Annotated in this window: 11 protein-coding genes and 1 other annotated feature; of the genes, 8 read left to right on the top strand and 3 right to left on the bottom strand. The window is 51.2% G+C overall.

What is annotated here, in order from left to right:
- Nucleotides 1–87: 87 nt before the first annotated feature.
- Nucleotides 88–363, top strand: a binding site (T-box leader).
- Nucleotides 364–445: 82 nt separating this feature from the next.
- The 3 genes from pheS to CRG97_RS26070 all read left to right on the top strand — a co-directional run bounded on the left by pheS (nucleotide 446) and on the right by CRG97_RS26070 (nucleotide 6184).
- On the top strand, nucleotides 446–1480 hold the full coding sequence (pheS, locus tag CRG97_RS26080) for a phenylalanine--tRNA ligase subunit alpha (protein WP_098748571.1): 1035 nt from the start codon (nucleotides 446–448) through the stop codon (nucleotides 1478–1480).
- Nucleotides 1481–1509: 29 nt separating this feature from the next.
- Complete coding sequence (gene pheT, locus CRG97_RS26075) at nucleotides 1510–3960, top strand: phenylalanine--tRNA ligase subunit beta (protein WP_098748570.1); 2451 nt, start codon at nucleotides 1510–1512, stop codon at nucleotides 3958–3960.
- A 259-nt stretch (nucleotides 3961–4219) separates the two neighbouring features.
- Nucleotides 4220–6184, top strand: coding sequence for a hypothetical protein (locus CRG97_RS26070; protein ID WP_098748569.1), 1965 nt, complete (start codon nucleotides 4220–4222; stop codon nucleotides 6182–6184).
- A 92-nt stretch (nucleotides 6185–6276) separates the two neighbouring features.
- Here the strand turns inward: CRG97_RS26070 and CRG97_RS26065 are convergent, their stop codons facing one another.
- Nucleotides 6277–6663, bottom strand: a complete 387-nt coding sequence (locus CRG97_RS26065) for a cytochrome c oxidase subunit II (RefSeq protein ID WP_098748568.1) — start codon at nucleotides 6661–6663, stop codon at nucleotides 6277–6279.
- Nucleotides 6664–6937: 274 nt separating this feature from the next.
- Nucleotides 6938–7297, bottom strand: a complete 360-nt coding sequence (locus CRG97_RS26060) for a phage holin family protein (RefSeq protein WP_076324525.1) — start codon at nucleotides 7295–7297, stop codon at nucleotides 6938–6940.
- 156 nt (nucleotides 7298–7453) lie between these two features.
- On the opposite strand from CRG97_RS26060, the gene CRG97_RS26055 reads away from it, so the two are divergent.
- The 4 genes from CRG97_RS26055 (at nucleotide 7454) to CRG97_RS26040 (ending at nucleotide 12430) form a co-directional block, all read left to right on the top strand.
- On the top strand, nucleotides 7454–9823 hold the full coding sequence (locus CRG97_RS26055) for an endonuclease MutS2 (protein WP_098748567.1): 2370 nt from the start codon (nucleotides 7454–7456) through the stop codon (nucleotides 9821–9823).
- A 120-nt stretch (nucleotides 9824–9943) separates the two neighbouring features.
- On the top strand, nucleotides 9944–10363 hold the full coding sequence (locus CRG97_RS26050) for a DUF350 domain-containing protein (RefSeq protein WP_076324523.1): 420 nt from the start codon (nucleotides 9944–9946) through the stop codon (nucleotides 10361–10363).
- 161 nt (nucleotides 10364–10524) lie between these two features.
- The gene (locus CRG97_RS26045; RefSeq protein ID WP_098748566.1) at nucleotides 10525–11082 is read left to right on the top strand and encodes a hypothetical protein; all 558 of its coding nucleotides are present in this window, start codon (nucleotides 10525–10527) and stop codon (nucleotides 11080–11082) included.
- 145 nt (nucleotides 11083–11227) lie between these two features.
- The gene (locus CRG97_RS26040; protein WP_098748565.1) at nucleotides 11228–12430 is read left to right on the top strand and encodes an MFS transporter; all 1203 of its coding nucleotides are present in this window, start codon (nucleotides 11228–11230) and stop codon (nucleotides 12428–12430) included.
- Nucleotides 12431–12588: 158 nt separating this feature from the next.
- On the opposite strand, the gene CRG97_RS26035 is transcribed toward CRG97_RS26040, so the two are convergent.
- A complete protein-coding gene (locus tag CRG97_RS26035) occupies nucleotides 12589–13815 on the bottom strand; it encodes an NAD(P)/FAD-dependent oxidoreductase (protein WP_098748564.1) in 1227 nt (408 codons plus the stop codon).
- A 140-nt stretch (nucleotides 13816–13955) separates the two neighbouring features.
- Between CRG97_RS26035 and CRG97_RS26030 the strand changes: the two genes are divergently transcribed.
- The gene (locus CRG97_RS26030) at nucleotides 13956–14192 is read left to right on the top strand and encodes a hypothetical protein (RefSeq protein WP_098748563.1); all 237 of its coding nucleotides are present in this window, start codon (nucleotides 13956–13958) and stop codon (nucleotides 14190–14192) included.
- The last annotated feature ends 28 nt before the right edge of the window (nucleotides 14193–14220 follow it).

Below are 14220 nucleotides of genomic sequence, written 5' to 3'. Positions count from 1 at the left end.
TCAGTCAGATGGGGTTAAAATGGGGAAATGAAACTTGCCATATCCCGAAAGGTTGCATATAATAAACCCTATATATTTGCATATGTAATAAATGCGTGGATGGAGAAAAGTAGCTAGTGCCTCTTTACAGGGAAGGGATGCCGTGGATTGAGAGTGTCCCTATAGAAACAGGCTAGTGAAGTTCGCTCCGGAGCAGTTCCTTGAACACGGCACGCAGCCGGTCAGTAGGGGATAACGGGTCCGATTCGTTACGTCGGTTAAGTGAGCATGATGAGGCATACTCGGGGCCTAAGGCTTTTACCGCCTTGGTTTGGGTATGATGCATGTTAACAAGGGTGGTACCACGGTCTCTTCGTCCCTTTTCGGGAGGAGAGGCCTTTTTTGTTTTCAGTCTTTTTTGTTTTCAGTACTATGATGGAGTTTACAAAGGGGTGTGCGAATAGCCATGAAGGAAAAATTAGAAGCATTGAAGCAGGAAGCATTGGCGCAATTGCAGGATGTTACCGATCCGCAGCAGCTGAATGATTTGCGGGTGAAATACCTTGGCAAAAAAGGTGCTTTGACGGAAATCCTGCGCGGAATGGGAGCGCTGAGCGCAGAAGAGCGTCCCGTTATCGGCCAGGTGGCCAATGACGTTCGGGGCGCGATTGAGGAAGTCATCTCCGGCAAGCAGGAAGCGTTTCTGCAGCAGGAAACCGAAGAGCGCCTGCGTGCAGAGAAGGTGGACGTAACCCTTCCGGGACGCAAGCTCAGCCAAGGCGCGGTTCATCCTTTGAGCAAGGTGATCCAGGATATCGAGGATATTTTCATCGGGATGGGTTATCAGGTAGCGGAAGGCCCTGAGGTGGAAACGGACTACTTCAACTTCGAAGCGCTGAATCTGCCGAAGAATCACCCGGCACGCGACATGCAGGATTCCTTCTATTTGACGGAAGATCTGCTGATGCGTACTCAGACATCCCCGGTGCAAGCCCGGACGATGCTGTCGATGAACGGAAAAGCTCCTGTCAAAATCATCTGCCCGGGCCGTGTATTCCGCCGGGATGACGATGACGCGACGCATTCGTTCCAGTTCCATCAAATCGAGGGCTTGGTCATCGGCGAGAACATTCGCATGAGTGATCTGAAAGGGACGCTGCTGCAATTCGTGCAGGAGATGTTCGGCGATAACACGCAGATCCGTCTGCGTCCAAGCTTCTTCCCGTTCACGGAGCCGAGCGCGGAAGTGGACGTATCCTGTGTAAGATGCGGCGGCAGTGGCTGCCGTGTATGCAAGCAAACAGGCTGGCTTGAGATTTTAGGCTGCGGCATGGTTCATCCGAAGGTGCTTGAAATGGGCGGTTATGACCCTGAGAAGTACAGCGGTTTTGCTTTCGGTATGGGGGTTGAGCGGATTGCGATGCTGAAATACGGCGTGGATGACATCCGTCACTTCTTCAACAACGATACAGCATTCTTGAACCAGTTCACGCGGATCTAATTTTAACGATAAAGGGAAGTGAATAGACAATGAGAGTTTCAACCGATTGGTTGTCCGATTATATTTCGCTCGAAGGCGTAACCTCAGAGGATTTGGCAAGCCGCATTACTTCGGCTGGTATTGAAATCGATGTGATTGAGAAACGGAATCAAGGCATTAACAAAGTGGTCGTAGGCTACGTTAAGAGTAAGGAGAAGCACCCTGATGCAGACAAGCTGAATGTATGTATCGTGGATGCGGGTCAGGAGGAAGATCTCCAGATCGTGTGCGGAGCAAAAAATGTGGATGCGGGCCAGAAGGTGCCGGTGGCGCTTGTAGGCGCGAAGCTGCCTGGCGGTATGGATATCAAGAAGGCCAAGCTGCGCGGCGTGCTCTCCCAAGGCATGATCTGCTCGGCGAAGGAACTGGGCATGAATGACAAACTGCTGCCTAAAGAGCTCCAGGAAGGGATTCTGGTCCTTCCGGCTGATACGGAAATCGGCAAGCCAATTGAAGATGTGCTGGGTCTTAACGATGAAATTTTGGAGCTGGATCTGACGCCGAACCGCTCTGACTGTCTCAGCATGCTGGGAGCAGCTTACGAAGTGAGCGCCATTCTGGGGCGTGAGCTGAGTCTTCCGAACCCGGAGAAGGAAATTCTGGAGGTTCAAGATGCAGCAGCTGATCATATCTCGGTTACGATCGGGGCTGACGAGCAGTGCAGCCATTACGCGGCACGTTATATTACCGGAGTCAAGATCGGTCCTTCTCCGCTGTGGATGCAGAACCGGTTGATGGCAGCGGGCGTGCGCCCGATCAGTAATATCGTGGACATTACGAACTATGTGATGCTGGAATATGGCCAGCCGCTGCATGCTTTTGATGCAGATCAGCTGAAGGATGGCACGGTCCATGTGCGTATGGCTGAAGCTGGAGAAACGATGGTAACGCTGGACGGCGCGGAGCGTCGCCTGGAGCCGCATATGCTGGTGATTACAGCAGGGGGCAAGCCGGTAGCCTTGGCTGGCGTTATGGGCGGCCTGGACTCCGAAGTAACGGACAGCACGGTGAATATTTTCCTAGAGTCGGCTAAGTTCGATGGCGGTACCGTTCGCAAAACATCCCGTCAGCTGGGACTGCGTTCGGAGGCAAGCTCCCGCTTCGAGAAGGAAGTGGATCCCGCCGCAGTTATTCCCGCACTGAACCGTGCAGCGGCACTGATGGCGAAATATGCCGGTGGCGCTGTCCATCAGGGAATCGTCGAAGCAGGTAGTGCGGACACTGAGCCTACCGTGATTACGTTGTCGTTGGAGAAGCTCAATCGTTATCTGGGTACGGAGTTGTCTCTGCTTGAAGTGAAAACGATCTTCGCCCGATTGCATTTCCCATGCGGAGATGCGGGCCAAGGAATGGTAGATGTTCAGGTGCCGTCCCGCCGCGGCGATATCGTGCTTGACGTAGACCTCATTGAAGAGGTGGCCCGTCTGTATGGATACGACAATATCCCAACAACGGCGATTGAAGGTCCGACGACAGCGGGTTCATTGACCGCAGCACAGGCCATCCGCCGCTCGCTTCGCCGTTTACTGACGCATAGCGGATTCCAGGAGGTTCTGGGTTATTCCTTCATCCATCCGCAGCAAGCGGAAATGTTCACCTCCCTGTCGTCAGATGGTACGGCGGTTAAGCTGGCCATGCCAATGAGCGAGGACCGCAGCGTCCTTCGCACCAGCCTGCTTCCGCAGCTGCTGGATATCGCGGTGTACAACCATAACCGCAAGCAGCCGGACTTGGCCCTGTTTGAAATAGGGAACCTGTTCCATACGCATGAGAAGACGTTGACGAAGCAGCCGCTGGAACGCCCGGTTCTCGGGTTGCTGCTGACGGGACGCAAAGGCAGCAAGCAATGGAATGTCCAGCCGGCCAAAGTGGATTTCTTCGATTTGAAAGGGGCGCTTGAAACGGTGCTCGACTACCTTGGAATTCGCGCAGAAGAGATCACTTACGAGGCCAACGGACCGGTGGGCTTCCACCCGGGACGTTCTGCTTCCGTATATGCGGGTCAAGGCGAGAACAAGCAGCTGCTAGGTGTACTTGGACAAATTCATCCAAAGACGCAGCAGGAACTGGATTTGGAAGATACCTATGCCGCCGAGATTCTCCTTAAGCCGCTGTATAATCTGACTAACGCCCGCGTCGTTTACCGCGATTTGCCTAGATTCCCGGGTATGGAACGCGATCTTGCCATCGTGGTGAATGAGGAGGTTGAAGCCGGCTCCCTGATTCAAGTGATCAAGGAGAATGCAGGTGAGCTTCTGCAGCAGATTCAGGTATTTGACGTCTTCACAGGCAGCAAGCTTGGAGAGGGTAAGAAGAGTGTTGCCATCTCCATGACGTACCGTCATCAGGAACGGACGCTGACCGATGAAGAGGTTGCTAGCGTCACGGAAAAAGCGGTTGCTGCCCTTCAGCAAACTTTTGGCGCAGAATTAAGAAAATAGCAGGAATTGTGAACGCCCGCATCGAATCCATTACATCAGGGATTCGATGCGGGCTTTTTTGCTCTAAATTGAACTGGGATTTGCATCAGGACGCCCGCAGGGTACATAATTATAAGCACAAAACTGTGTTATCATATACCAAACTTCGGTCTGTTTTCTTAAGGTTCGTCTACAGATGTTATCTCATATATAATGAATGTAGAGAATAGACCATTTCAGACATCATAGAATCTACACATAATAGAAGGAGGGCACAATTTTGACTACATCGGACCGTAAAAGCGTTACCGTAGACATCTACGGAACTTCCTATAAACTCGTTGGCAGTAGCAGTGATTATACCAGACAGGTAGCGAATTATGTAGATGATCGCATGCGTACCATATCCAAGGCGCACTCTCGATTGGATACCCCGCGCATTGCCGTCCTAGCTGCAGTACATATGGCTGAAGAAGCTTTGCAGAAGCTGGAGTTCCAGAATGAGGCCAAGCAGATGACGGCCGAGCGAAATGAACTGCGTACGGAGCTTGCCAAGGTGCAAGGACTTCAAATCGAGCAGCAGGAGAGACATCGTCAGCAGCAGGAGCAGTTGGAGCGCAAGCTGGCGGAGCAGACTACGCTGGCTGAGGAATACAGGAAGTCCAAGGAGAATCTAACCGCGGAGTCAGAGCGTACGAAGGAATTGCTTCAGAAGGAATCGGACCGCGTGGCGGAACTGCTGAAGGAGAAGCAGCAGCTTGAGGCCCGTCTTAAGGAGCAGCGCGAGAAGCTGGAGAACGGTCATAAGCAGTCTATTGAAGATATGAAGCGCCGCTATGAAGGGCAGATTTCGCAGCTGACGCTCACTCATAAGCAGGTTATCGAGAAGCTGGAACAGAGTCAACGGACCTCTGCGAAGCAGGCCGAGGAGAAGCTGGCTGAGCAATTGAAGAAACAGGAGAACACCTATAAACAAGAGGCACTCCTGAAGGAGCAGCAGCACTCGAAGATCGTGCACGATATGGAGCAGAAGTATACGAAGACGGTGCAGGATCTGGAACAGAAGAATACGAAGACCGTGCAGGATATGGAGCAAAAGCATACAAGTACCGTCCAGGAGCTGGAGAAGCAGCTTGCCGAGCAGCGAACGCGCGGCGGGCAGCTCCAATCACGCTTGTCGTCCGCGGAGAAGGAACTGGGTGCTGTAAAAGCAGAATCGGACAAGCTGAAGGAAGCGCTCCAGTCGTCCAGACAGCAAGCCGAGGCCTCTTCGCAGGAATTGCGTTCCTTCCGTACGAAGGTGGAAGGGCTGACGAAGGAGCTCGAGGGCCTGAAGCAGGAATCCGCCAAGTCGGAGGAAGAGCGCCGTCGTCTGCAGAAACTTGTGGTGGATGCGAATCAGACCTCCCGCAAGCAGCAGGAAGAGCTGCAGCGTCTAAGCAGCGAGCTTCAATCCTGGCGCACGCTGGCTGATCAGCGCAAAGAGGAAACCGGTGAGCTGGAGATGAGAATTGTCGAGCTTATGGAAGCGAATGAGAGCCTGGAAGAAGGAATGAAGGGACTTCAGGATGAGATCCAGGTCATGAAGGACGAAGCTGACCGGACTATGTCTGAGCGTAGAAGTGCCCAAGAGGAATTGAAGGAACTGCAGCTTCGCCATGAAGAGCTGGAGAAGCTCACGAAGGAAGCGGGAGTCAAAGAGGAAGAGACCAGCAAACTGTACGCTATGCTGGAAGAAGAATACGATACGGTGTCGAATCAGCTGGATGAGCTTCGCAAGAAGGCGGCTGCCAGTGAAGAGCGCGCACGTGAACTCGCCGAGCAGCTGAGAGATTCAGAGGAACGCGCCGTTCAGTGGCAGGAGCAATACCAGCAAGGGATGGCGGAACGGCAACAGCTTGCCGAGGATAGCGAGAAGCTGGCCGCAGAGCGCGATGAGTGGAAACGAACCAAGCTTGCTCTCGAAGAAGAGCTCCAGTCCTGGCAGCAGGAAATTGCATCCGCACGCCAAGCCTATGAACGTCTGGAAGACGAGAAGAGTGAAGCGGCACAGCAGTATTCCGATTTAGGTGAACAGTATGAGCTGGTCATGCACCAATATCGTCTGCTTCAGGCAGAACAGGAATTGAAGGCGGAGCAATCTGCGCAGCTTGAAGAAGAACACCGTAAGCTGAAGGAAGAGTATGCGAAGCTCCAAGTTGAATATAATGAGTGGATCGAGTTGATTGAGCAGGATCAGCGTTAGGCCATGGCGAAGATGTGAACCTGAAAAAACCTCCGGATTAAGACAGAGGATACTCTGGCGATCCGGAGGTTTATTTTCGTGAGAAAGATCTACTATTCTTCGACGATAAGTTTGGATATCATTTTGCTGTGACCCGCTCCGCACATAATGGAACACGAAACTTCGAATTCTCCCGTCTCATCCGGCGTAACGACAGTTGAGTTATTTTTACGGTCGAGCTGCAGTCCGAGCGCAGGAATCATAACGCCGTGGTTGCCGTCTTCGTTCTCGAAAGTAATCTTGACGGGCACACCTTTCTTGAGACGATATTCCTCTTGGTCGAATTGGAAATTGGTGCCCTTAATCACGAGTTCAGCTTCCGGTGCTACACCAGTATCCGAGATCGCTGAATCTCCCTGGGACTCTTTCTGGTCTCCACCGCAGGCAGCCAATACAAATAGGAGCATACATGAAACAAGTAAAGCAATGCCTTTTTTCACTGAAATCTCTCCTGACTATGAAATAATTGTGAAATATAATTTCCAATCTTTATGATAGCGCAGAAAAAGAGTGGGTGCACATACGTGTTATGAAAAATTGGTGAACGTGAACGGTTTCAAACGATGATATAGATTTACTTTATAATATAGGAGAAGATGGAAAACCCCCTGTTCAGATTAACAGGGGGTTAGTGTGGGGATACTGCTGCCGTTCGGTTCGTTCAGAAAGAGGGCTTCAGAGGAATCCTCTAACAGAAGCGGGCGTTCTTCTATCTTATTCTTTGCGGGATTTGCCTGCTTCAAAAGGGGTGGAAACCGGAATGAACAGATCGATGATCCCGATGACCAGTGCAGCAAGCAAGGCGCCCAGTACGGAGACGCTAACGCCTCCAACGATGAACTGGGCAAGGTAAATCACGAGTGCGCTCACCAGGAAGCCCACGATGCCACGTCCAAACGGCGTGACTTTTTTGCCGAAGATGCCCTCGATAGCCCAACCAATCAGGGCGATAACGAGTGCAAGCAACAGGGCGCTTCCGAATCCGCCGACGGTGAATTGGGGGACAATCCATCCGACAACCATAAGAACGAGCGCGGCAACGATAAATCGAACAACATGCCCGAGAAATTGCATGGTACCTGCCTCCTTAGAATAAGACTGGAATGTTACGCAGAATTTATTTTGTTCAATAGGGCCGTCGGTTATGTGTGGAAGGTTTTTGGATTCCTTGGCGAATTCGTATTAGTTTCGATATAATATATGCATTGATTGAGAGGAGTTGTGAACTTCTTGAATGACAAGATTTTGCAAACTTTAGAATACCGAAAAATTTTAAATACATTAACACAATACACTCAAACCTCCATGGGAAGTGCGAGAGCTGAAACGTTAATGCCTGAAACCGACCTGGAGGCGGTAAAGGATCTGCTTGCGGCTACTGATCAGGCCTACACCGTGGACAGGCTCAAGGGCAATCCGTCTTTCCGCGGGATTACCGATATTAACGACGCATTGAAGCGAGCCAGAATCGGGGGGACGCTTAATCCCCATGAATTGCTGGCTGCGTCGAATACGATTCATGGATCACGCCGAATCAAGCGGTTTATTGCAGCGATCCACGAGGACGAGAAGATTGAGATCCTCTATAATCTGAGTGATCTTATTTCGGAGCAGAAGCCGCTGGAAGATGCCATTCGGCTCTGTATTGACGATGCTGCTGAGGTGCTGGACTCCGCAAGCGCGGAGCTTTCCCAGATCCGGCGGGAACTGCGGGGCGGAGAAGTTCGCATTCGCGAGAAACTGGAGTCCATGATTCGATCGCAATCCGTGGCGAAGATGCTGCAGGACCAGTTAATTACGATTCGCGGCGACCGTTTTGTCATTCCCGTAAAAGCGGAATATCGCTCGCATTTTGGCGGTATCGTGCACGATCAGTCCGGGTCAGGCGCGACGTTGTTTATTGAGCCGGAATCCATCGTAGCCATGAACAACAAGCTGCGCGAGACGCGAATGCGGGAAGAGCGGGAGATCGAAGTGATTCTGCAGAAGCTGACCGCCCAGGTCGGCGAACAGGCTGAGCTGCTATCCATTGACTTGGATCTGATCGGCCAGCTCGACTTTATTTTTGCCAAGGCTCGTTTAGCCCATGTAATGAAGGCTTCACTACCAAGAATGAATGACAGAGGTTATATTAAGCTGCGCAAAGGCCGACATCCGCTGATTCCGGCGGATCAGGTTGTGCCGCTTGATGTGGAATTAGGTAATTCCTATACATCCATCATTGTCACGGGACCGAATACCGGCGGTAAGACGGTTACGCTCAAAACGATCGGATTATTAAATCTGATGGCGATGTCCGGCCTCTTTATTCCTGCCGAAGAAGGCAGCCAGATGTGCGTGTTTGATGCGATCTACGCGGATATTGGCGATGAGCAAAGCATTGAGCAGAGCCTCAGTACCTTCTCCAGCCATATGACTAACATCATCCGCATATTAAGCCAGATGACGCCGAAGAGTCTGGTGCTGCTTGATGAGGTGGGAGCAGGGACGGACCCTGCGGAGGGTTCCGCTCTGGCGATTTCCATCCTGGAGCATATCCACCGCATGGGCTGCCGCATGATCGCGACAACGCACTATTCCGAATTGAAGGCTTATGCATACGAACGCAAAGGTGTGATCAACGCCAGCATGGAGTTCGATATCAATACCCTAAGCCCGACCTACCGCCTATTGGTAGGCGTACCTGGACGTAGTAATGCGTTTGCTATTGCAGAACGTCTGGGATTGCCGGGATCCATTCTGGAATTTGCCCGTGGCGAAGTGAAGGAAGAAGATCAACGGGTAGAGCATATGATTGCATCGCTCGAGGAGAACCGTCACACCGCGGAAGTAGAACGTGAGAAGGCGGAGCAGGTTCGGAAGGAAATGGAGGATCTGCGTCTTCGTCACCAGCACGAGCTTCAGAAGCTGGAAGAGCAGAAGGACAAGCTGGTTGATAAAGCTCGTACGGAAGCAAGGCAGATCGTGGACAAGGCCCGGAGCGAGGCCGAGGAAATCATCGCGGATCTGCGCAAGATTGCCCAGGAGGAAGGGGCCTCCGTTAAGGAGCACAAGCTGATTGCTGCCAGAAAGCGTCTGGATGACGCCGAACCGCAGCAGGGTAAGAAGACGGCTGCCCAACGTTCAGCGAAGGAGCAGCGCAGCATTGAGCCAGGAGATGAGGTTCGGGTATCCAGCCTGAATCAGAAAGGGCATGTTGTAGAAATGGCCGGGTCCAAGGAAGCCGTTGTTCAGCTTGGCATCATGAAGATGAAGGTCGCGCTGGATGATTTGGAGCTTTTGTCGAATTCGGCAGCAAGTGCCAAACAAGCGCCGAAACAGCATGCGACCATCTTGAAGCGGACTCGCGATACCAACATCCGGAATGAGCTGGATTTAAGAGGAGCGAATCTGGAAGAAGCGCTGATCGAGGTGGATCGGTTCATTGATGAGGCATTTCTGGGGAACCTGGGTCAGATCTACATCATACATGGTAAGGGAACCGGAATACTGCGAACCGGAATTCAGGATTATTTGCGCAAACACAAACATGTTAAGAGTCATCGTTTAGGCAATTACGGCGAAGGCGGCAATGGCGTTACGATTGCCGAGTTGAAATAAGGAAAGTAAGAAATCAGGAACCGTTTTCTCCTTCAATCGTATAACATATCATCATAAGGTTCAGAACGACGGGATGCGAAAGGTGCCGCATCCCGTTTATATCAGGGAGGAAAAAAGGGAATGACGGAAGCGATTGATCATTTGCTGACCCATCCACTTGGGGTGCTCGTCGGCTATTTCTCGGTTGCGATACTTGCACTTATTGTTTACTTGTATTGCTTTGAATTGGTTACCAAGTACAACTGCTGGGATGAAATACGCAAAGGAAATGTCGCTGCAGCTATGGCGACCGGCGGCAAGGTGTTTGGCATCTGTAACGTGATGCGGTATAGCATAACAGCCAATACGTCCATTTATGGCATGATTAAATGGTCATTCTTCGGGTTTATACTGCTTTTATTAGCTTATTGGTTGCTTGAGTTCTTGACGCCCGTGTTTTCGGTCGATGAAGAAATTGGCAAGGATAACCGTGCAGTTGGCTTAATCGTACTAATTATCACCGTATCTTTATCTTACATTATTGGAGCGAGCATCATTTAAGGGCTTCGGGAGGAAAAGGACGATGAAATATTTACCGCGGATATTGTTTGCGGCCGCCTTGATTTTTTTTGTGGCGGGTATTGTATACTTGATGTCGCAATAAAAATAAAGTTAATAGGGCCATTCATGGCCGTTTGAATAAAGAAAGGGATGAATGATCGATGGAACCGACGGTTTGCCCATGGTGCCAAAGTGAGATTGTATGGGATGAAGAGATAGGTCCCGAAGATACTTGTCCTCACTGTGCGAACGAGCTTAAAGGCTACCGCACATTGAATATCGCATTGGAAGACGAGGATGTACAGGACGATCCGGAGGAATATGAAGAGGCTTATGAGGCTTCCGATGAGGAAGCGGGTGATCTTCATCGTATATGGGGATCCGACCATGAAACACTCTCCTCGCTTCGAACCGTGGATAAGTACGGGGAGGATCATGACCTCTTTGCATTTGAGGAGACGGTAGAGGGGATTCTGGACCAGCAAGAGGAAGTTCCCGAGTGCTTGCATTGCAGAGAGTATATGCTTCATGCCGGAACGCAGCATGTAAGCGGGGAAGGCTTCCAGCCGGTTAACACAGCCTTTATTCAAGGCCCTATCCTTCAGCCGCCATATGATTTAAATGTATACGTGTGCCCTGGATGCTTCCATGTCCAGTACAATCTGGCAGAGAACGACCGGCTTCGGATGATCAAAAGCTTTATCCATAAAAAGGAATAGGGTTTGCGGAAAGGCGCTGTATGCCGATCCACGGCTAGTTTAAGGGAACTGCTTGCGGCGGTTTCCTTTTTTTTGTTCATGAAGTGGGGGTTAGAGGGGTAAAATACCTTGGACTTCAAGTGTGAGGGCAAGGGAGGAACTGTATATGAAGTTGACAAAGGCCCCCCAGGCTATGCTTCTGTTATCCGTTCATGGGTTGTTTATACTATCGAGTGCATTGTCGGGTACATTCCTCAACGTATACTTATGGAAAAGCCGCCAGGACTATACGATGCTCGGTTGGTTCACGATTGCTCAGCAGGTCGCATTGGGCTTGACGTTCTGGGCCGCCGGCAAATGGGTGAAGGAGCATAACAAAATGAATGCGCTTCGCCTGGGTATTGCGGTGTCTGCCCTGTTTTATCTATGCGTTCTGTGGGCAGGGCGGGGTGCCGTCCATTATATTTGGCCTCTTGGCTTGCTGTTCGGCGTGTCATTGGGATTATTCTGGTTAGCCTTTAATGTGGTTTATTTCGAGATTTCGAGTGCAGAGAATCGGGACTGGTTTAATGGCTGGATCGGACTCCTGGGCTCCATAACGGGGATTATCGGTCCGTGGATGGCGGGTTGGATCATCACGATGATGCATGGGGATCAGGGCTACAGGTTTATTTTTACCGTATCGATGGTCATCTTCGCGGCGACGGTGGTGCTGAGCTTTTTTCTGCGAAAACGACCGGTCCAGAGCGACTATCATTGGCTGGAGGGGGTCAGCCGACTCAAGGAGGGCGGGGTCTGGAAATACGCGGTATTCGGCTTGGCCGTTCAGGGAATCAGGGAAGGTGTGTTTTCCTTTCTCATTACACTCCTTGTTTTTGTGGCGACGGACCAGGAATCGAAGCTGGGGCAGTTCGCATTGATTACTTCGGCGGTTTCGCTGGTCAGCTACTGGGCCTGCGGGAAGTGGTTCAAGCCCAAATTTCGTAAAACCGGCATGCTGGTAGGTTCGATATTGATGCTGCTGGTAATCATGCCGCTGCTGTTTGCTGTCAACTATACTACGCTGTTGGTGCTGGGAATCGGGACGTCGCTGTTTATTCCGCTTTACATGATGCCGGCTATATCGGCCAGCTTTGATCTTATGGGAGTGAATCAGGAAAATGTGGAGAAGCGGGTGGAACTGGTCGTGCTGCGGGAACTCAGTCTAACCGTAGGCCGAATTACGGGTCTGCTTGTATTTATTCTCGTTCTGTCATTTAGGCAGGACACGTTAACGGTAACGCTGCTGCTGCTGTTTCTGGGGGCTTCCCCTATCGGATCGTGGCTGTTTATACGAAAGTTGTTTCCTTCCAAAGGACAAGTCACCTAAAACACCTAAAGCCTAATCGCATTCGCTCGCGTCAAAGCGTTATGCAAGTTAACGAACGGTGAGTTGATAAACAAAAGACATCGTTACGGCGCAACCCCTACAACGCAAGAAGGTATCTCCAAGGCCCCATGGCCTATAAGGAGGTACCTTCAATTATTTTATGTCATTTTCAGGTCGATTGGCCGTGTCAGGGAGAACCACTTCAGCTCTTCGGGCTCACGTCCTGCAATCGTCTCGGCCAGCAGATCCGCAGCGATCATGCTGTAAACGGTCCCGTTTCCGCCATACACCTCGATAAAGTAGCTGTGCGGATACTGCGGGTGTCTGCCGATCAACGGGATGCCGTCTCGGGTTGTGGCAAACACGCCGGCCCAACTGCAAGCGATTTTCAAATCCGTCATATGGGGGAACAGTTTCTGGATTTCATTTAGCAATCTCCGGCCTCTCGGTTCAGCGTATTCCTCTGGTTTGCCTGAAGGAGGAAGCGGTTCATCCAGCCCTCCGGCTATGATTCGCTGATCCGGCGTTGTCCGGAAATAAAGATAAGGGCGATTTGTTTCCCATATGAATGCTCGCTCATACCATGAAGACAGATCGGATACAGGCTCCGTCAGGATGGCATAGGTGTTGAGCAGCTCCGCTTGATAATCAGGCTTCCATTCTTGGGTGCTATACCCGGTGGCCCAGATCACGTTCCTGGCGAGGACGCTTCCTTGATCGGTTAAGACGGTGACATCGCTGTCGGTATACCGAGTTTCCTTCACTTCGCTATTTTCGTAAATTCGCAGCCCGTGCTCGCAGGCATCTTGGAGAAGATTATGCCCGAAACGGTAGGGATCGACTTCGGCATCGCCGCGAGTATAGATGGCAGCCTCTTTTGAGAACGGGAAGTTAGCCTTCACATGTTCGCGGTTCCAGTACTCCACATCGAAGCCCTTGCGTTTGAGCAGGTCATACTCATGGCGAAGCATGCCGACATCTCGGGGGTTACTGGCATAGTAGAGGCTGCTTCGCGGGATCAGGCCGGAATCCCTGGACAGATGATTTGCGATTTCGGTGAGCCGACGTACAGCGTTTCTGCACATCATGTAGAAGGAGGAGCCCCGTTGTTCGTTAAATTGTTGGATCAGATCAGATAGGGAGCAGTCGCTAGAGAATTGCAACAGCCCCGAATTGGCGGATGTGCTGCCTTCGCATACGCGTTTTTTCTCCAGCAGGACGGTGTCCACGCCTTGCTTGGTCAGCACATAGGCCATCAGCGCACCGCTAATACCGCCGCCGACAATTAGCACATCACAGCTGAGCTGTTCTGATAGACCGGGATATCCTTTTATTGGTTCGGTGTTCAAATATTTCCAGGGCGTTGTTCCGCCGGTCAGTAACATGGTCCCTCACCCCCTCATTGTCACATCGTTATTAGTTTGGACGTTCCTTTCGTATTTAATGACATCTCACGACATAGATTTTTATATAGGTGGCATACTAGCCCTGTGCAACCTAATTGGAAAGGGGAACAAACACAAAGATGATACCTAATCAGCAATTACAGCCTCTAACCTCAAAAGAACTGGACTATATTGCGGATTGCATTTCCAACGAGACCATGCTGGCCAAGCATTGTGCCGCGACAGCCGCAGCCAGTCAAAATCCTGCAATCCAGCAGGCGCTGCTGGGATTCGTAAGACGCCATGAGCAGCATCTCGATACATTGGTTAACTCACTGCAGATTCACAGCAATATCGCGCCGACGCAGCCTCAATAAGAGGAGATATAGACCAGGATGCAAAATT

Origin of the sequence: Paenibacillus sp. EZ-K15 (assembly GCF_002573715.1) — a bacterium.
Taxonomy (GTDB): Bacteria; Bacillota; Bacilli; order Paenibacillales; family Paenibacillaceae; genus Paenibacillus_AQ.
This window is presented reverse-complemented; position numbering and strand designations above follow the sequence as displayed.